Annotated in this window: 13 protein-coding genes; 7 read left to right on the forward strand and 6 right to left on the reverse strand. The window is 61.1% G+C overall.

Features of this window, described 5'->3' with window-relative positions; translation table 11 throughout:
- Positions 1 to 432: 432 nt before the first annotated feature.
- From BCS36_RS13875 to BCS36_RS13895, 5 genes are all read right to left on the reverse strand, one after another.
- Positions 433 to 3,615: an efflux RND transporter permease subunit gene (locus BCS36_RS13875; protein ID WP_291303434.1), complete on the reverse strand. Its 3,183-nt coding sequence runs from the start codon at positions 3,613 to 3,615 to the stop codon at positions 433 to 435.
- A 13-nt stretch (positions 3,616 to 3,628) separates the two neighbouring features.
- On the reverse strand, positions 3,629 to 4,366 hold the full coding sequence (locus BCS36_RS13880) for a sulfite exporter TauE/SafE family protein (protein ID WP_291303435.1): 738 nt from the start codon (positions 4,364 to 4,366) through the stop codon (positions 3,629 to 3,631).
- 10 nt (positions 4,367 to 4,376) lie between these two features.
- Positions 4,377 to 5,714, reverse strand: a complete 1,338-nt coding sequence (locus BCS36_RS13885) for a CobD/CbiB family cobalamin biosynthesis protein (protein ID WP_291303436.1) — start codon at positions 5,712 to 5,714, stop codon at positions 4,377 to 4,379.
- Positions 5,711 to 6,193 (reverse strand): tRNA (cytidine(34)-2'-O)-methyltransferase, encoded by a 483-nt coding sequence (locus tag BCS36_RS13890; RefSeq protein WP_291303437.1) that lies wholly within the window; start codon positions 6,191 to 6,193, stop codon positions 5,711 to 5,713. Before BCS36_RS13890 ends, BCS36_RS13885 begins: the two co-directional genes overlap by 4 nt.
- A 626-nt stretch (positions 6,194 to 6,819) precedes the next feature.
- Positions 6,820 to 8,922: a hydantoinase/oxoprolinase family protein gene (locus tag BCS36_RS13895; RefSeq protein ID WP_291303438.1), complete on the reverse strand. Its 2,103-nt coding sequence runs from the start codon at positions 8,920 to 8,922 to the stop codon at positions 6,820 to 6,822.
- A gap of 378 nt (positions 8,923 to 9,300) precedes the next feature.
- Between BCS36_RS13895 and BCS36_RS13900 the strand changes: the two genes are divergently transcribed.
- From BCS36_RS13900 to BCS36_RS13930, 7 genes are all read left to right on the forward strand, one after another.
- Positions 9,301 to 10,221: a branched-chain amino acid transaminase gene (locus BCS36_RS13900; RefSeq protein WP_291303439.1), complete on the forward strand. Its 921-nt coding sequence runs from the start codon at positions 9,301 to 9,303 to the stop codon at positions 10,219 to 10,221.
- A gap of 45 nt (positions 10,222 to 10,266) precedes the next feature.
- Complete coding sequence (dnaX, locus tag BCS36_RS13905) at positions 10,267 to 12,381, forward strand: DNA polymerase III subunit gamma/tau (RefSeq protein WP_291303440.1); 2,115 nt, start codon at positions 10,267 to 10,269, stop codon at positions 12,379 to 12,381.
- Positions 12,382 to 12,623: 242 nt separating this feature from the next.
- On the forward strand, positions 12,624 to 12,845 hold the full coding sequence (locus tag BCS36_RS13910; RefSeq protein WP_291303441.1) for a DUF6485 family protein: 222 nt from the start codon (positions 12,624 to 12,626) through the stop codon (positions 12,843 to 12,845).
- Between the two features lie 258 nt (positions 12,846 to 13,103).
- Positions 13,104 to 13,415 (forward strand): YbaB/EbfC family nucleoid-associated protein, encoded by a 312-nt coding sequence (locus BCS36_RS13915; protein WP_291303442.1) that lies wholly within the window; start codon positions 13,104 to 13,106, stop codon positions 13,413 to 13,415.
- A gap of 4 nt (positions 13,416 to 13,419) precedes the next feature.
- Positions 13,420 to 14,031 carry a recombination mediator RecR gene (gene recR / locus BCS36_RS13920; RefSeq protein WP_291303443.1) on the forward strand — a complete coding sequence of 204 codons (612 nt, stop codon included), beginning with the start codon at positions 13,420 to 13,422 and terminating at the stop codon, positions 14,029 to 14,031.
- A 447-nt stretch (positions 14,032 to 14,478) separates the two neighbouring features.
- The gene (locus BCS36_RS13925; protein ID WP_291303444.1) at positions 14,479 to 15,318 is read left to right on the forward strand and encodes a ZIP family metal transporter; all 840 of its coding nucleotides are present in this window, start codon (positions 14,479 to 14,481) and stop codon (positions 15,316 to 15,318) included.
- 440 nt (positions 15,319 to 15,758) lie between these two features.
- Positions 15,759 to 17,384, forward strand: coding sequence for a methyl-accepting chemotaxis protein (locus tag BCS36_RS13930; protein WP_291303445.1), 1,626 nt, complete (start codon positions 15,759 to 15,761; stop codon positions 17,382 to 17,384).
- A gap of 556 nt (positions 17,385 to 17,940) precedes the next feature.
- On the opposite strand, the gene BCS36_RS13935 is transcribed toward BCS36_RS13930, so the two are convergent.
- Entirely contained in the window at positions 17,941 to 18,780 is an 840-nt protein-coding gene (locus BCS36_RS13935) for a C-GCAxxG-C-C family protein (RefSeq protein ID WP_291303446.1), read from the reverse strand.
- Between the last annotated feature and the right edge of the window lie 307 nt (positions 18,781 to 19,087).

The raw sequence follows: 19,087 nt of genomic DNA on the forward strand, positions 1-19,087 counted from the left end.
TAGACTTTCCGTTCAATTAACCAATTGCTGTCTTTGTCCGTAGCTTCCTTCGTCGCAACGGCTAAAGCTCGGCAGAATCCACGCTGCGCCGCGCTGCATTCTCGCGCAGAGTCAAAGCATGTGCTATTTTAAAGGTAAAACGCTCTGGCCGATTTGCGCGGCAAATTTCAGAGAGGCTCACCTTGAAAGGCCCTGGCAGGTGCGCGGCCAAACGTTTTTCAGGCCAGCCGACGTGGCCGCAACCATGGCCTGAATGTCCGCAGGGCCGCTGGTGCGGCCTGCCGTCATCGCGACGGGCCGTAACGGTATAAATACACACATGCGCGCGTTGCGCCAACGGCGTAGAGCCCTCTACCCCAGATTGTGCGGCAAGCCCCTGGCGGCCCTGGCTTTATGGAGGGCGTCAGATCCGGCCAAGGCGCCAGGCCCGTCTTATGCGGCCGTGCCGCCCGCCTCTGCCCTGGCAGTGCCGCCGCCTGTGCCAGCCCCTACTCCGCCAGTCTTCGCGTTCTTATGAAACCGTCCGCCCCAACGTTTGCCAAGGGCGCGCGAGAGCTTTTCCATATAGTAATAGTAAACGGGCGTAATGTAGAGCGTCACAATCTGCGAAAAACACAATCCCCCCACCACGGCCATGCCAAGGGGCCGCCGGGCCTCGGCCCCGGCGCCCACGCCGATGGCAATGGGCAGAGCGCCCATCAGCGCCGCCACCGTGGTCATCATGATGGGCCGAAAACGCACATGACAGCCCCGCGTGATGGCCTCCAACGGTTCCATGTCCGGATTATGGCGCTGCGCCTCAAGGGCGAAGTCCAGCATCATGATGGCGTTCTTCTTCACGATGCCAAGCAGCATGATCACGCCCACAAAGCCATAGAGGTTCAGGTCCATGCCGAACAGCCAGAGCGTGCCCAGCGCGCCGAAGCCCGCCGAGGGCAGGCCGGAAAGAATGGTCAGCGGATGGATGAAGCTTTCGTACAAGATGCCCAGCACCAGATAGATGACCACGATGGCCAGCACCAGCAGCCAGCCCATGCCCGTCAGCGAGCTTTGAAAAGCCTGGGCCGTGCCCTGGGATTCGGCGCTCACCGTGTCGGGCAGCAGCGGCTGGGCGGCGGCCTCGACTGCGGCGACCCCCTGCCCCAGCGACACGCCGGGGCGCAGATTGTACGAAATGGTCACCGAGGGGAACTGGCCGTTGTGGTTCACGGCAATGGGCCCCACGCCCGGCTCCATTTTGACCAGGGTGTCCAGAGGCACAAGATTGCCGTTGGCGGCGCGCACATAGAGGCGCGACAGGGCCGAACTGTCCTGCTGAAATTTTTTCTGCAACTCCACAAAAACCGTGTAGTCGTTAGTGGGCGCGTAGATGGTGGATATTTCACGCGAGCCGTAGGCCGACTGAAGCGCCAGATCTATCTGATGCGGGCTGACGCCAAGAGCCGCCGCGCGGTTACGGTCAATGGAAACGCGCAGTTCGGGGTTTTTCAGCTGCAGATCGCTGTTCACGTCCTGTATTTGCGGCAGGGCGCGCAGGGCGTTTTCTATTTTCTGGGCGCTGTCATAGAGGTCCTCCATATCCGGGCCGGAAAGCGTGTACTGATACAGCGCCTTGGACGAACGCCCGCCCAGGTTGATGGCCGGGGGCACCCGCACAAATACCCGCATGGAGGGCGAGATATTGAGTTCGCGCCGCAACTGCTCCGCCACCTGCTCGATGCCGGGCCGCTGGTCGTGGGGCTTGAGGGGCATAAGCAAGATGCCGTTGTTCATGCTGGGGCTGCCGCCCACAATGCCCACAATGGAATTGTACATGGACAGGTTGGGGTTTTTCTCCAGCAAGGGGTCAAGGCTGCGCTGCGCGCTGACCATGCCCTCGTAGGATACGCCCTGCTCCGCCTCGGTGCTGGCCACAAGCATGCCCAGGTCTTCCACGGGCAGAAAGCCCTTGGGCATGGCCATGCCGATCCAGACCGTGAGCGCCAGCAGAACCAGCGAGGCCATCAGCGTTTTCAGGCGGTGGTGCAGCACAACGTCCAGAGAACGGGCATACAGAAGGTTCAGGCGGTCAAAACCGCGCTCAAGCCAGCCATACAGGCCCTGCCCCGCGCTGGGGCCAGCCTTGTGCACGCCGTGCGCCTTGAGAAAGTAGGCGCAGAGCATGGGCGTCAGCGTGAGCGACACCACGCCCGAAGCCAGAATGGCCGCGATGATGACCACGGCGAACTCCCTGAACAAACGCCCCACGATGCCGCCCATAAAGAGTACAGGGATAAAAACCGCAGCCAGGGAAACCGTCATGGACACGATGGTAAAGCCGATTTCCGCCGAGCCGTCGTAGGCCGCAGTGAGCGGGTCCTTGCCCATCTCCTGGTGGCGCACGATGTTTTCCAGCATGACGATGGCGTCGTCCACCACAAAGCCCACGGCCAGGGTAAGCGCCATGAGCGAGAGGTTGTCCAGGCTGTAGCCAAGTACCGCCATGACCGCAAAGGTGGATATGACCGACATGGGCAGGGCGAGGCTGGGAATAACCGTGGCGGGCAGGTTGCGCAGAAAAACAAAGATCACGAGCACAACCAGAAAAACGGTGAGCACCAGCGTAAACTTAACATCCGCCACGGAGTGACGGATGGATTCTGAACGGTCGTAAAAAATTTCCAGCGATACGGACGGCGGCAGCTGGCGCTCAAGGCCCGGCATCAACGCGCGGATGGCTTCCACCACCTGCACGGTATTGGTGCCTGGCTGGCGTTCCACGGCCAGGGTAATGCCCGGCGCGCCGCCGTTGCCCCAGGTGATCTGCTTGTCCTGCTTGACGCTGTCCACCACCTGCCCGATATCGCTCAGCCGTACGGGCGCGCCGTTGCGATAGGCCACCACCGTATCCTGAAAGGCGCGGGCGTTGAGCAGCTGCCCGGAGGACTTGATGGCGCTGGCTCTCTGCTCGCCCTCCAGCGCGCCCGTGGGCAGCATGCTGTTGGCGGCGGCCACGGCGTCGGCTACTTCGTCAATGCCAAGCCCGCGCGAGGCCATCTCGTCCGGGTCAAGCTGCACGCGCACGGCGTACTTTTTCTGCCCGTACACCACCACCTGGGCCACGCCCTCCACCATTGAGAGCCTTTGCCCTATGAGCGTGTCGGCATATTCGTTGAGGGCGTACAGGGGCAGGGTTGAAGACGAAACCCGCAGGTACAGTATGGGCATGTCTGCCGGGTTGACCTTGCGAAAGCTGGGCGGCGTGGTCATGCTGGCGGGCATGCGCCGCTGGGCGAGACCGATGGCCGACTGCACGTCCAGAGCCGCCGCGTCGATATTGCGGTCAAGGGCAAACTGTATGGTGACGCGGGTTCGGCCCGTGGAGTTGACCGAAGAAATGGAATCAATGCCCGCAATGGTGAAGAATTCCTTTTCCAGCGGAGTGGCCACGGACGCCGCCATGGTTTCCGGGTCAGCTCCTGCCAGGTCTGCCATGACCTGAATGGTGGGAAAATCCACATTGGGCAGATGGTTGACGGGCAAGTTTTTGTAGCCCGTCATGCCGAAAAATAGCATGCCGAGCATAAGCAGCACCGTGGCTACGGGGCGGCGGATGAATATGGCGGCGATATTCATAATTTTTCCTACGTCAACTGAGCAGCAGGCGCAAGAGCAAAAACAGCCCGAGCCCGCAGCACAGGCCGCCAATGAGCTTGCGCAGCACCTCTGTGGGGATGCGCCTGGTCACGGCTATCCCCGCGAAGAGTCCCACGAGGGCCATAAGGCAGATATACGGCAGTATGGCAAAATCCACATGGCCGTCGGTCACGTTGCCAATGGTGCCGAAAAGGGCCGTAGTCACCTGGTAGGGCATGGCAAGCCCCACTGCCGTCATGGGTGAAACCCCGGCTATGATCATCCAGGGGATGGACACCACGGGGCCGCCAGCGCCGGTCAGGCCAGCCAGCAGGGCCGTTATGGCCCCGATGCAGAAAAAGCCCTTGCCGCTCTGCCAGAACACGCTGCCGCTTCCCGGCTTTGGGGGACGCAGGGCGCACAGTCCGGCAAACATGATGATGCAGGCCAACATGGCCACCAGAGGCCCGGCGGGCAGCATGGCGTTGAGCAGGGCTCCGGGCCATGCGGCCAGACTGCCCGCCATATAGGGCAGGGCCTTGTACCAGTCGATATGCCCCAGGCGGCGGTACATGACCGTACCCACCACGCCTACGGGCAAAAATGACGCCAGGGCCGTGCCCATGGCCATGTGGGTTTCCTGCCCGCTGAACAGGATAAGAGCAGGCGGAATAAGTATGCCCCCGACCCCGGTTATGCCCACCAGAAAACCCACCAACAACGACACCAAATACAGAACGATTGTAAGCATGAACAGAGCCTCAGAAAATAAGAAGGCACACAAGGGTCAGGGCCCACAGAACCAGACCGCCATAAAGAGCACTTTGCCGCAAGAGATCGCACAAGGCCAGCAGGCGTGGGGCGTCCCACACGGCGTAAGACGCGCCGGGCTGCTCCCCATCCGGAGGCGGCCCGAGCCACGGCTTGTCGACCAGTTCACCAAAATAGACTGAAGGCCCGGCCATACGCGCCCCGCACAACCATGCGCAGGCCGTCATGGGCCAACCCGAATTGGGGCTGGGCATGCCCGAAGCCTGACGGGCCACCACGGCCAGGCCAGGCCAGTGACCGGACCAACGGCCGGGGCAGTATCTGGCCCAGGACGTGACCAAACATGCGGCCCTGCATGAGGACAGGCATGAGGACAGGCGCGCTCGCGCCCGTACCAGAACAACCGCGCACGGTGCGGCGGCGCTTTTTTGCGGCTGCCCGGCGCTGCGGCCCGTGCCGCTTGCTCCCTCACGCGCCGCGCCACCCCTTATGTCGGTCGGCTTGCCATCACGGCCACTTTCACGGGCACCATCTGGGCCACCCGCAGGGGCACCATCGCGGGCACCCGCAGGGCATGCCGCCTCAAGCCTTTGCCGCAGCAAAAAAAGAGCGTGAACCAGCGCCGCGCTCAGGGCAGCCAGACGCGCGGGAACAAAGGCCAGCCCATCGTCGGCCCGCGCCCCGGCCCAGCCGAGCCAGCGCCACTTTTCCGTCACATAGCCCCACATGGAATCCGTGGTGCTCACGGCCTTGTAACACCAGAGCGCCACAGGCCCGCCTGCCAGCAGCCAGAAAAACGGCGCGGTAAAGGCATCCGTAAGATTTTCAGAAAGCGTGTCGGCCAGCGTTTTGCGCATGAGCGGGCGATCCATGGCGCTGGTGTCCCTGCTCACCAGCCATGAAAGCGCTTGGCGGGCCTCGGCTTCAGAAGCCCTCTCCACCCTTTCCAGCACACGTTCCCCCGTTTGCAGCAGACTGCCCATGGCAAGCCCGGCCCAGGCCAGATAGACGGCAGCCAGCAGGCCCGCTATGGGCAAAGACACAGCCGCCCAGACGGCAAATCCCGTGCAGGCGACCAGCGCCAGCAGGGCCAGCGCTCCGGCCAGTCTGCCCCGGCCACGTTCGTGCCCGGCCCCTTGCGCCAGCATAAAGCGCCGCGCGGGGCGCTCCAGCCAGTCGAGCGCTTTGCCCACAAGGCAGACAGGATGCCGCCAGGGCAGGGCGGGATCGCCGAGCCATAAATCCAGAACAAGGGCCACAGGGGCCAGCCACCAGCACTCCCACACGGACCAGGGGAAAACAAGGGCCAGCCCGTGGGGCAGGCTCACGTCCAGTTCTCCATAAGGTTCGCGCGGGCCAGAGCCGCATACAGCACAATGCCCGCAGATGTGGACAGGTTGATGCTGCGCACGCGCCCTTCCAGCATGGGAATGCGCACGCGGTATGGCGAAAGGGCCAGAATGTCCTGCGGCAGCCCGCGTGTTTCAGGCCCGAAAACCAAAAAATCGTCAGGCTCGAAGGCAAAATGGTGCACAGCCGCGCTCTTTTCAGAAGCCTTGGCCGAGGTGAACACCAGCCGCCCGCCCGCGCCGCCTGCGCCGGATTTTTCCGCAAAGGTCCGCCAGTCGGGCCAGACGTTCAGGCGCACATTGGGCCAGTAGTCCAGCCCCGCGCGTTTGAGGTAGCGGTCTTCAAGCTTGAACCCCAGGGGTTCAATCAGGTTGAGCGTCACGCCGGTGGCGGCGCAGAGCCGGGCGACATTTCCCGTGTTGGGGGGAATTTCCGGCTCATAAAGAACTATCTGCATGACATTGGCACTCGCACGCCCGGCGGGCATGGCCCCGGGCAAATTTCTTTGGAGCGCGATAGTATGGCGTATATGGATGCTTTTCAAGGGGCGGTTGGCGGGGCTCCGTCAGTGCCCGACATGCCCGGCCCTGCGGGGGCGGTTAGGCCTGCCGCAGGATTACGCCGTCGTTGCCATGCCGCAGCGTCTCCACTCCCAATCAAACATTCGTCGTACCATACTAAAATACCATAAAAGTTTTAGGGGGTGGGGCCGTGGGGGAGGAGACCTTTTTTAAAAGTATTTAACCTTTGAATAACGTTAAATGCTTTAACGCTGCACGAGAGCGCAGCGCGCCACAACGTGGCGTGGATTCTGCCGAGCTTTAGCCGTTGCGACGAAGGAAGCTACGGACAAAGACAGCAATTGGTTAATTGAACGGAAAGTCTACGATGGCCATCGCTATCCGTAAGCGGTAAAGACTCGCTAACGGCTACCGCAAATCGCATTTTCGGCAGAATGACACCTTTGAAATGTGAAACATTTCAAAGGTAATCTGGTCTAAAGAGGGTTCCTCCCCCACAAAGCGTTTCAAATTTCAAAGTCCGACGCAGAAATAACTGGAAAGGCCCTCGTGACGGCACTGTCTAGCCCGATACCAGCCCCGCCAGACCGGGCACAGCCTGACACACGACGCGCATGTCCCTGCTGCCGAAGCCGTTGTCGTCCAGCGTGGCGAAGCTCTCGGCCTCGGTGATTTCCACGGCGGCCCCTTCCGCCCCTGCCTGCTCCAGCCTTTGGAGCAAAAGCTCCCTGGCCCGCTCGCCAAGGGCGTCAAGGCTGCATCCCTTACGGACTCTTTCCGTCAGATCCAGCGCCGGGGCCCGCAAAAGGCCGGAACCCGTGTCGGCGTAAACTTCCACGGCGTCGGTGGGCAGGGTCAGGGCCGCGCCCACGGCATTGGCCACAGCCGTATGGGGCGGGCAGTCCACGGGCATGCCCAGAGCCGCGGGCAGATGCGGCCCCATGCAGGCCGCCGGGCCGCCCACCAGCCAGGCGCGAACAGGTCGCGCCTCCTCCAAGGCCCGCAGACCCGCTAGCGTATAAATGGGCCGGGCGTTCACGGCCTCCGCCAGTGCATCGGCGGCGCGGCGGATCTGATCCAGGGCGTTGTCCACAGCCTTGCGGGCCAGAACGCAGGGCTCGAGGCCGCACTGCCGCGCCAGCGCCTCCATGCCGGACAGGGAGGCCCCCACGTTTCCGGCCAGCGTGCCAGCCAGTTCGTCAGCCATATTTCCAGCCATACCTGGGGACATATCCGTGGCCAGTTCGCCAGCCGCTTTACCAGCCACTTTGCCAGCCAGTTCGTCAGTCCGCCCGTCATGTAGTTCTTGCGCCAGAGAGCTGGTCTGGGCATCCCCCATAACCGCGCCTGTTCCGAGTCCTGACGCATGCGGGGCGCTGTGCAGTGTATTGAGCGCGTCCAGCAGGGTCGGACTCGTGCCGCCAAAAGCCATGGCTGGCCCCTGACGCAGCGGCCCCACCCGTACCGAGGCTGCAGCTCCGTGACCGTCCACAGACACAAGGGAGTCGCCGCCCACGCCGATGGAAACCGAGGCAAGGGCGCGCACCAGAGTTCGCCGTCCCTGAAGGATCATGCCCTCCCTGTCCACCACGGGAGATCCGTCCACCGCCAGGGCCATGTCCGTAGTGGTGCCGCCTATGTCCAGCAGCAGAGCGCAGCCTTCACGGGCGGCCGGGCACAGGGCCAGCACGCCCATAACGCTGGCGGCCGGGCCGGAAAGAACCGACTGCACGGGCTCACGCCGTGAAAGGCTCAGGGGCACCGCCCCGCCGTCAGCCTTGAGCAGACGCACGGCGGCGCGCACTCCGGACTCTGCCAGCGCGCTTTCCACAGCGTCCAGAAAGTTGGAGTGCAGACGCTGCACGGCGGCATTGAAATAGGCCGTGGCGATGCGGCGGGGAAAATTGAGCCGCCCAGAAAGCTTGTGCCCCAGGGTGACGGAAAAAGACGCGCCAGGCGTTACATCTGGCGCTTCAGTTAGTGCGTCGTTTGACGCGACATTGGGGCTGTTTGTGGCGGACGCGGCGCTCTCGCGGCTCAGGGCCTGCGCCATCCTCTGCTCATGCGCCGGATTGCGCGGCGAGAATTTGCCCACGCAGGCCACGGCGGTGACGCCCTCTGCGCTCCAGCGGGCAGCCTGCGCCTCAAGGCCGCTGACATCGAGCGGGCTGACTTCCGTGCCCCTGTGATCGAGCCCGCCGGGAACAACATATACATGCCGCCCCAGGGCAAAACGCCGGGGATCAAGCCCCGGCCCGGCGGAAAGGGCAAGGGCCACAACATCGGCCTTGTCCTGCACAAGCGCGTTGACCGCCAGCGTGGCCCCAAGGGTGACGCGGCTGACGCAGCCCAAAAGGCTCGCCCCCCCAAGGGCGCGGGCGGCGGCATCGTCATCCAGGGCACGGGCCAGGGCGTGCAGCACCTCGCGCACCGAAGCGGGCAAATCATCATGCTTGGTGCGCGTTTTGGCCGCAGCCAGCAGGCGCACGCGCGGCAGCCTAGCCGTTGGGTCAGCCTTTGCCTGCGACGAAGGCGAAGCCGCGTGGTCTTCAGATGCGTCCGGGCATTGCACAAGAAGAACCGCGTCGGTATGGGTTCCTCCGGCATCTATGCCCAGCAAAAAAACCTGCCCTGCGGGCGCGTTTGCGCCATACTTCTGATTCATGTCGTGTCATTCCTTTAGAGCATTTTCGCATTGAGAATATCCATTCTCAATGCTTCCAAGACACCCGCTACGGCGCTTAACCGCGCAAATAAATAGCGTTTGCGCCTCTGCGGCGGGCGTCTGCTCGCGCAGCCGCTAGGGCAATTTCAAAGTGAAATTGCCCTAACGCCAAAAGGCCGGGGCCAGCATACGGCATGCCTTGTCGCAGGGCCAGAGCTTTCGCCAGCGGCCCCGCGCTGGCTGTTTTGAAACCTGTGCCACCCTGGCCTACTGCTTGCCATACGCGACGCTTTACAGTAAATTTTTGCTCTTGCGGCCTCAGGCAGCCACGTGCGCCGCCAATGGGACCGCCCTACAAAGAGGCTTGCGGAGGACAGCATGCAAAAGATGAAGTACATCTGGGTTGATGGCAAAATGGTTCCCTGGGATCAGGCTCAGGTTCACGTGCTCACCCATGCCCTGCACTATGGCAGCGCCATTTTCGAGGGCATCCGGGCTTACGCCTGTGCCGACGGCACTTCCGCCGTATTCCGCCTTGAAGACCATTGCAAGCGCATGCTCAACTCCGCCAAGATTCTACGCATGAACCTTTCCCTCACCGCCGAGGAACTGGTAGCCGCCTGTGTCGAAACCCTCGAAGCCAACGAACTGAAAGAAGGCTACGTGCGTCCGCTCTCCTTTGTGGGCTACGGCGAAATGGGCGTCTACCCCGGCAACAATCCGGTGCAGACCATTGTGGCCGTCTGGCCCTGGGGAGCCTACCTTGGCGCTGAAGCCCTTGAAAAGGGCATCCGCATCAAGACCAGCACCTTTGCCCGCAGCCATGTGAACACCACCATGTCCAAGGCCAAGGCCTCCGGCAACTATATCAACTCCATCCTCGCCAAGGTGGAAGCCAAGGACGAAGGCTATGACGAAGCCGTCATGCTGGACACCAACGGCTACGTTTCCGAAGCCACTGGCGAAAATATTTTTATCGTGCGCGACGGCGTCATCAAGACCACGCCCTGGACGTCCATTCTCGGCGGCATCACCCGTGATTCCGTCATGAAGCTGGCCAGGGATCTCGGGTATGTGGTGGAAGAACAGCAGTTCACCCGCGATGAACTGTACATCGCCGACGAGGCCTTCTTTACCGGCACTGCGGCTGAACTCACCCCCATTCGCGAACTGGACCACCGCCAGATCGGCGTGGGTCACGCCGGGCCTGTGACCAAGCACCTGCAGACCGAGTACTTCAAGATCGTCAAGGGCGAAAATCCCAAGTACGCCAGCTGGCTGCACCACTATAAAGTCTAGGTATCACGGCGCGCCCGGCCCTGCCGGGCGCGCCCGCAAAAACTCATGAAGCATCTTTCCCTCGCATCGCGCTACCGCCCCCAGACCTTTGCCCAGGTGGCGGGACAGGACATGGTCAAGGCCGTCCTTTCTCGCGCCGCAGCCGAGGACAGGCCTGCCGCCGCCTATCTTCTGAGCGGCACTCGCGGCGTGGGCAAGACCACCATAGCCCGCATTTTCGCCAAGGCCCTCAATTGCGAGCACGCGCCCGGCCCGGAACCCTGCAATGAGTGCGCCCAGTGCCGCAAAATCACGCAGGGCATCCATGTGGACGTCACCGAAATCGACGGCGCTTCCAACAACAGCGTCGAAGACGCCCGCTCCCTGCGCGAAACCATCGGCTACGCCGCCATGGAAGGCCGCTACAAGGTCTTCATCATCGACGAAGCCCACATGCTCACGCGCAACGCCTTCAACGCCCTGCTCAAAACGCTGGAAGAGCCGCCGGAGCGCGTGGTCTTCATCTTCGCCACCACGGAAGCGCACAAATTCCCCATCACCATCGTGAGCCGCTGCCAGCATTTTGTTTTTCGCCATCTGGGCGAAGACGCGCTGGTGGAGCATCTTTCTGGCGTGCTGCGCAAAGAAGGCGTCAACTTTGAAGAAAGCGCCGTGCGCCTGCTGGCCCGCCGTGCCGCTGGCAGCGTGCGCGACAGCATGTCCTTGCTGGACCAGACCCTGGCCCTGGGTGGGGCGGAACTGACGGCAGCCGCCACACGGCAGGTGCTCGGTCTGGCCGGGCAGGAAATGTTCGGCAATCTTTTTTCGGCCCTGCACGCGCAGGACTGCGCAGCCGTGACCGACCTCTGCGGCCAGATATTGCAGCAGGGCGTGGACATAGGATTTTTCATCCGCGAACTGGCGGGCAACCTGCGCAATCTTTTTCTTTTGCGCCAGGGCGGCGAGGCCATGCTGCCGAGCCTACGCCTGCCCGCTGACGAAGCCGCCCAGTGGCAAAGCATTGCGCCGCGTTTTTCCACCGCGCACCTGCACGCCGCATGGCAAATGACGCTCGATTCGCAGCGCGGCATTGTGCAAAGCCCGGAACCGGCGGCGGCCCTTGAATTGTTGCTGCTCAATCTGGCCTTGCTGCCGCAGCTGCTGCCCGTGGGCCAATTGACGCCCGCGCAGATGACGCCCGCGCAAATGTCTGGCCAGACTTCAGGGCAATCATCGGGCCAGACATCGGGCCAGACTTCAGGTCAGGCATTGGGCCACGCATCGGGCCAGCCGTCCGGGGAGCCCGCAGGCCAGGCGCAAGCCGCAGCCACGGCGTCCCGCGCCGCCAGTCAGCAGCCTGCAAGCCAGCCTGTCGGACACGCGGCATCGCAGCCGCCCCATGCCGGGGGCGAAGCTTCCCGCAACGGCTACGCCGCGCAGAACGCGGGCAGAAGCCCGGCGCGCCCGCGTGACGCTGCCACGGCGCCCGGCCCTGCCGCTGACGGGGATGAGGCCGAAGGCTCTGATCCTGCCGCAGGCAGCCCTTCACAGAGCAACGTTTTTAGCAATGGCAAAGGCAGCGCCTCAGGCGCGCCAAACAGCACGGCCCCAACGCCGAACCAGTCCGCCGCCCCGGAGGAAGACGACGCCCCGTGGGGTGACGACGCCGACGGCGCATGGGGCGTTCCGCCCTATACGGATGCGGATATTGAGGCGGATATTGGCAGTGCAGCCGGGGCTGGCTCCTCCGGCGGGATTCCCTGGGACAGCGCCGGGCACGCCGGCGAAACTGCAACTCCAGCGGCTCCTGCGCCCAAGTCGGCAAATGGCGCCAGCCGCAACTGGCAGGATTTTTATGAATTCTGCATTGCAGAACAGGCAGCCGCCCGTCCCGCTCCTGCGCCGTATACCCTTCGCGGAATCGGCGTGCAGTGGCAGGACGACACGCTACGGTTGCAACCGAGGACAGAAACCCAGCTGAACCAGCTTGAAAAACAGGGCAAAGCGCTGTATGCGGCATTGGCTGCATTTGGCGCGGCGGATACGCGGGTGGAAATCGTGCCGCCCAAGCCGCACCGGCCCGAAGCCGAGCTTATCGCGGAATTCAGCCGTAAAGAGGCCCTGCAACCCTGCCTTGAGGTGCTCAACGCTTCATTGAAGGGCTGCCGCCCCATAGAATAGTGATATTGGCAGGCATGCGACGCAGCCCTCAACGGCGGCTGCAACGTTTCGGAATTTTTCTCAGGCTTTGCCCCGGCTGTCGCACGCTGCTGGGCCACATACGGCAATGACGCCGCCTCGTCGCGACTACCCGCTGCAAAGATAGACGGCGAAAGCATACGGGGCAGCCATCAAGCAGATGCTGCCTTGCTCGTGGAGCAGACGGACATCTTGCTTGTATACAACATAGCTCAGGAGACGGCATGAACAACATAAGCCCATTCTGTTCGTGCAAAAAAATGGACTGCCCCCTGCATCCCACCAAACACGATAAAGGGTGCGCGCCATGTATCAGCAAAAACCTCAAGTCAAGAGAGATCCCCAACTGTTTTTTCGACCTGTTGCCGGGTTCGGAATCCAGAAGCGGAGATTTTTTTGAGGATTTTGCAAAGCAGGTTTTTGCTTCCAGAGCAGATAGAGGTTGAAATGCTGTGCGGTTCAAAACCAGCCCCCGGCCAAGCGCGGGTTTCGGTGGAACCCATGAAATATTGCGACAGACGGCACAGTCTGCCCGTCGCGGGCATATTGACGTAAAAACCGTCAACATGCCTTGAGTTATCACGATGTTCAGCAGCCCGTCCGGCGAAACCCAGCAGCCTGCCCTGCAAGGCGGCAGCACCGTGCGCCGGACTTCAGCGCCACCATATTAGGCCTTAACCACTTGAATATTTAAGGAGAATCTCATGCGCAACATGAATGACATCCTGCGCCAGGCGCAGGTCATGCAGAATAAGATCGCCAAACTCCAGCAGGAACTGGGCGAACACAGCTATGAGGCCACCAGCGGCGGCGGCATGGTCAAGGCCGAGGTCTCCGGCAAGCAGGAACTGCGCAAGATCACCATTGACCCCAAGGCTCTGGAAGGCGGCGATGTGGAAATGCTGCAGGACCTCATCCTTGCGGCTGTCAACGAGGCCGGACGCATTGCCCGTGAGACCATGGACCGCGAAATGAGCAACATTTCCGGCGGCATCAAGCTGCCCGGTCTTTTCTAGGTTCATGAACAAACGCATTCCAGAACCGCTCAAGGCCCTGGTAGAGCAGCTTGCGCGCCTGCCGGGCCTTGGCCCCAAATCCGCCATGCGCGCGGCCATGGTGCTGCTCAAGTGGCCTGAGGCCGAAACGCGCCGCCTTGGCCGGGGCATTCACGATTTGCGTGACAATCTGCACCTGTGTTCGCGCTGCGGGGGCCTCTCGTCCACAGACCCCTGCCCCGTCTGCGCCGATGCCGAGCGCACCCGCGACACGCTTTGCCTTGTCACCGAGTGGGACAGCATGCTGACCATTGACGAGGGCGGATTCTACCGGGGCCAGTACATGATCCTGGGGGGGCTGCTGGCCCCGCTGGACCGTGTGGATTCTGAAAGCCTTGATACCGACAGGCTGGTGCGCCGCCTTGAAGAAGGCGAGATTACGGAACTGATCCTGGCCCTCGGCGCGACCCTTGAGGCCGAGAACACGGCCACCTTCATACGGCAGATGGTGTCCAAGCGCTTTCCGCAGGTGCGGATTTCGCGCCTCGCCCAGGGCATCCCCCTGGGAGCCGAGGTAAAGTATATGGACAAGGAAACCCTGCGGCAGTCCCTGCAGTACCGCCAGGACCTTACGTAAAGCCTCGCGTAAAGACCTTACCGTAAAGCCTCGCGCAAAGGCCTCGCACAGAACCCGCGCAGAGGGCTTCACAGAGAGGCTCTCGCACAGTCCTGGGCAGGACGCTTTGACACTACGCGCCCTTGCGGCGCTCCGATTGCGACGTGCAGATTTCGATAGCGGGATGCGGCGCGTGGCCGCGCCAGCGCCCGGCGACACTTTTTTTCGGCAGCCAGCGGCAAGCCTGAGAATGGCGGCGGCGGCAGCCCAGATGGCGACAGACCGAAGACGGCATATTGACGGCAACAGTCCCGTGGCCATCAGCACAGATGACGACAAGACCGCAGGCGGAAACGCCTGGTGACATTACCCCGGTAAAAAGGCTCTGACATCTCCAACTTCTCGCGCTTCGGCGTTCGCCCGCAGCGTTCCTTCCAAAAATATCTTCTCGACAATCGGGAGGTCCAGATGGAACTGGCCAGCTCTTCCGTTCAATCCATTATTCTGCACCCATTGGCGCAAGCCCTTGTGGCGGGCATCTTCTCCTGGCTTTCGGTAACTCTGGGAGCCGCCTTTATTTTCACCCGCCGTGAATTTTCGCGTAAGGCTATGGACTGCCTTCTCGGCGCGGCTGGCGGCATGATGCTGGGCGCGGCTTTTTTTGGTCTTTTGCAACCCGCAATGGAAATGGCCGGGCATATGGGCCGCCTTGGTTTTGTGCCTGTGGTTTTCGGCCTTTTGCTGGGTGCGGCTTTTCTTCTGCTGCTTGACCGCGCCCTGCCGCACCTGCATCTGGTTCAGGGCACCACCGAAGGCATTTCCACCAGCTGGAGGCGCAGCGTGCTTCTGGTGACGGCCATGGCCCTGCACCACATCCCAGAGGGGCTTGCCATCGGCGTGGGCTACGGCGCGGCCGCCGCTGAAAACGCCATGCTCGGCAACATTGAAAGCCTCGGCATGAGTACGGCCCTGGTGCTCACCGTATCCATCATGCTGCAAAACCTGCCTGAGGGCATGGTTGTTTCCACCGCATTGCGGGCTGAAGGCTACACGGCCAAAAAATCTTTTTTCTACGGCATGCTTTCCGGCGTGACCGCGCCCATCGGGGCAGTGCCCGGCGCTCTGGCCGCAGGCGTGACTGCGGGCATACTGCCCGTAGCCCTGGCCTTTGCCGCTGGCGCCATGATTTATGTGGTCTTTGAGGAGGTTATTCCTGAGGCCAACGCCTCCGGCAACGGCAACGCAGCCTCGGTTTCCTGTATTTGCGGGGTCTGCCTTGTCATGGCGCTGACAACGCTTCTTGGTTAGACCCCTGTTTGTTTTTAATATAAAAACTCATGCCGACAACTGACATGCTATAATTTTTTTTGAAACATATCCGATAGGTTCAGTATGCGCATGGCAAAAACCTTTGCTTATTGCTCAGGATGTATGCTTTGACACTTGCGGCCATTACTTTTTTACCCTATTTTTAAATAACCCATAATTAAATTTTGTTGCCGAATGCCCAGGCGAAACGCAGATCTCCAGGTTTGTGGCCTTTCGCACGGCGAAGGAGAGGCAGGCATGCGGAAAATCAAACTTTAACTGTAGTTCTGGGTACAAAAAACTCTCTGGTAATGGGGCAACATTACAGTTCGGGCTGAATCGGTGGGCAGCCCGTACGACACCGCACCGCTTCACAGGCGCCACTGACCGTTCCTCCCCAACCTGTGACTACCGGTAACGGGCACTCAAGGATAAACCGTATGAATCTGACCCTCAGCCTTCGCATGATCCTCTTTTTCATCATATGTCTTGTTTTGGCCTGTACCGCCATGCTTGTGAGCTTCAAGCTGGTTATAGGCGACGGCTTTTCTTCGGCGCTGATGTGGAAATCACTGCTCGGCGGCATGGCCGTGGTGGTGCCCATTGCTGCGGTCGGAGCCGCACTTATCAACAGTTGGCTTTCGCCCATCCGAAAATGCGTGCTGTTCGCCGAAGCCGTCTCCGCCGGACGCGAAGACGCCAAACTTGACGTGTATCGTACAGACTGTCTTGGCCACCTGGCCGAATCCCTGCGCATCATGGTGTCAAAGCTTGAGGATCAGGCCCACTGGTACGAGAGCATACTCAATACCCTGCCCCTTTCCATTTCCGTCACGGACAACGACATGGTCTGGACGTTCTGCAATGCCAATGCCCTCGGAAGCATGCAAAAAACCTGTCAGTCAGACGTGGTGGGCAAGCACTGCTCTGAAAAGCAGGGCAACATCTGTAACACGCCCGAATGCGGCATTGAGCAGCTCCGCCTTGGCAACAAGAGAGTCATCAATCACATGCCCAACGGCAAGACCATGCAGATCATGCTGGACTACCTGAAAGACTCACAGGGCAGAACCATTGGGCATGTGGAAATAGGCGAAGACATTACCGAAAAAGTACTTCTTGAAAAAAAGGCCGCCGCTGCCGCGCATCAGGCCAGAATGTCCACCGTGACGCAGCTTGAGGACGTGGTCTCACATCTGCAAAAGGCGGCCGACACCCTCAATGCCTCGCTGGGCGATGTGCGCGACAAGGCCGGCATAGCCGCCGACCGCATGGCAGAAACCGCCACGGCCATGAACGAGATGAACGCCACGGTTCTTGAAGTGGCCCACAACGCCGAAGGCGCGGCTGACGCCGCCACCTCGGTGCAGGGGCATGCTCAGGACGGCGCGGGCATAGTGCTGCGCACCATACAGCGCATGCAGAGCGTGCAGCAGCAGTCCAGTGGGCTCAAGGGCGACATGGCAGACCTGGACAAGCAGGCCAAGGACATCGGCACAGTGCTTACGCTCATCCGTGACATTGCCGACCAAACCAACCTGCTGGCGCTCAACGCCGCCATTGAGGCTGCCCGCGCGGGCGAGGCCGGACGCGGCTTTGCCGTGGTGGCCGACGAAGTGCGTAAACTGGCCGAAAAAACCATGAGCGCCACCCGCGAGGTGGAAACCGCCATTGCCACCATTCAGGAAGGCACCGGCAAAAGCTCCACCACTGTGGACGGCACCGTGACGTCCATTGAGGAAGTGGGCCGTATGGCCGAAGAATCCGGCCAGTCGCTTGAGCGCATCTCAAACCTCGCTGGCGACTCCAGTTCGCGCGTTTCGGCCATTGCCGCCGCAGCCACGGAACAGTCCGCCGCTTCTGAAGAAATCAACCGTAACATCGCTGAAGTGAACACCCTGAGCGCCCACATCGCCGAGGCTATGGATCTGGCCGCGCGTCAGGTCAGCGACATGGCCGGGCAGGTCAGCGTCGTCACGGGCATCCTGGACGTCATCCGCCAGGAAGACAAGCAACAGTCCCTCGCCGAAGAAGCGGAATCAAAAACGCACGCCGTGCGGGCATAACAGGCCGCGTCGCAGAACGGCCCACACTTGGCGTCAGGCTGCGCCCTGTACGCAAATTCGGGCATACGCCCACGAGCAACATCCGCTGGAAATTTCCGGCGGATGTTGCTTGTTTTTGGGCCCAAGCGTTTTTCGCCCCGCCTTTCAGGTCAGATCAGATTACCTTTGAAGTGTGGCGCCGTAAATTTGTCATGCAACAAAAAATGCGGTTTTCGGCTGAATACGCGCCACATTGCGGCGCGCTGCCCTCTCATGCAGCAGCAGGGCGTTTGACCTTTTTCAGAGGCTAGTTGCTCCATTGCGTCCAAAAGAGCAACATCACTATGTGAATTTTACCCCATTTCCCATACTGCGCCGCACGCAACGAGAAATTTCATGATGCAAAGTCCTGCGTGAGCGCAGCCTGTCATGGCCGCCAAAGCGGTTTCAGACCTGTATCGCCCCATGCGCACTGCAAAAACATGAGGGCGACCTTCCGTACGGAAGGCCGCCCCATGTTCATTTGTCAGGGCCGTTTGCCGACGGCCCCGGCACTCAATCCATCATCCCTTCGGCACTAGGGATGATTCACAAACTTGTTCTGCGTGGCGGACGTGCCGCTGTGGCAAGGGGTGCAGTCCATGACGCCCTTGGCCCAGTTGGCATCGTTGCCCTTGGTCATATGGCACTCGCCACAGTAGGTCACAGATTTCTGCATGGGGAAGGCCCCCTTGAAATCCTTGCCCTGGTCGATCTTGGCATTGATGATTTCCGCTGCCTTGAAGGCAGTGTCCGCAGTGAGGCGGCCGCAGCGTTCGCTACGCTGCTTGCTTTCGGCCTCAACCTTGTTTTCATAACACCATTTGGACACGGAAATGTGGCAAAGCACGGAATCCGAGGCGCTCATGGGCTGTTCGCCCTTGAAGCCCTGGGCCGCGTCGCCGGGATTATACACGGGCAGTTTGGTTACTTCATACCAGCGGAACAGCTCGTTCACCATGGGGCGCACTTCTTTGCGATCCCAGAACAGCGAAAAGCTGGACGCTGCTCCGTAAAGAGCGCCGCAAATGGTGCCCCAGTCGGAGATGCCGCCCTTGTTGGCCTCAAGCATGGCAAAGGGAAACTGATTGTACGGCGCGCCGTATTTTTCGCCCATCAGGCCGATTATACTGTAAAAAGTTCCAAATCCACAGCCGAAGCCCTTGTGCCAGTAGCCCTCATAGGCCACCTTTGCGCATTCCTTGGGGTCGAGCTTGTGGGGCGTCCAACCAAAGGCTCCTCCAACCTGGTCAAAGCGGCCCGCTGCCTGCTGCGTCTGCCCCGCAGCATTGGCTTCAGCACCGCCCAATCCGAGCATAGCTCCGCCCACTGCGAGCCCGCCAAGGCCGCAGATAAGATCACGTCTGCCGATATTCACTTTAACTCCTCCTGGTTATGTGTCTGCCGTGACACAGTTAAGTTAATTAATTCACTAACAAGATTGAGAAAGAAAGGTCAAATACAAAGTTGAGGCAAAATCGCCCCCCTCCTGGCCGCCCGAGCGCACACTTTTTATTGTTTTTTTTCGGCAATGCTCTGGACGACCCGCCAGAAGGACTTACATATAGCTCGCAGTTGGTTAGCCATCTGCCAGAATTTGTCGCGCGCGCCGTTCTGAGCGGCCCAGAGGGCGACCCGGTCGCTGCGCGAAACTACACGAGAAAAGCTTTCCCCGAGGAGGATCA

It is taken from the genome of Desulfovibrio sp. MES5 (genome assembly GCF_002237645.1).
In the GTDB taxonomy this organism is placed as follows: domain Bacteria; phylum Desulfobacterota; class Desulfovibrionia; order Desulfovibrionales; family Desulfovibrionaceae; genus Desulfovibrio.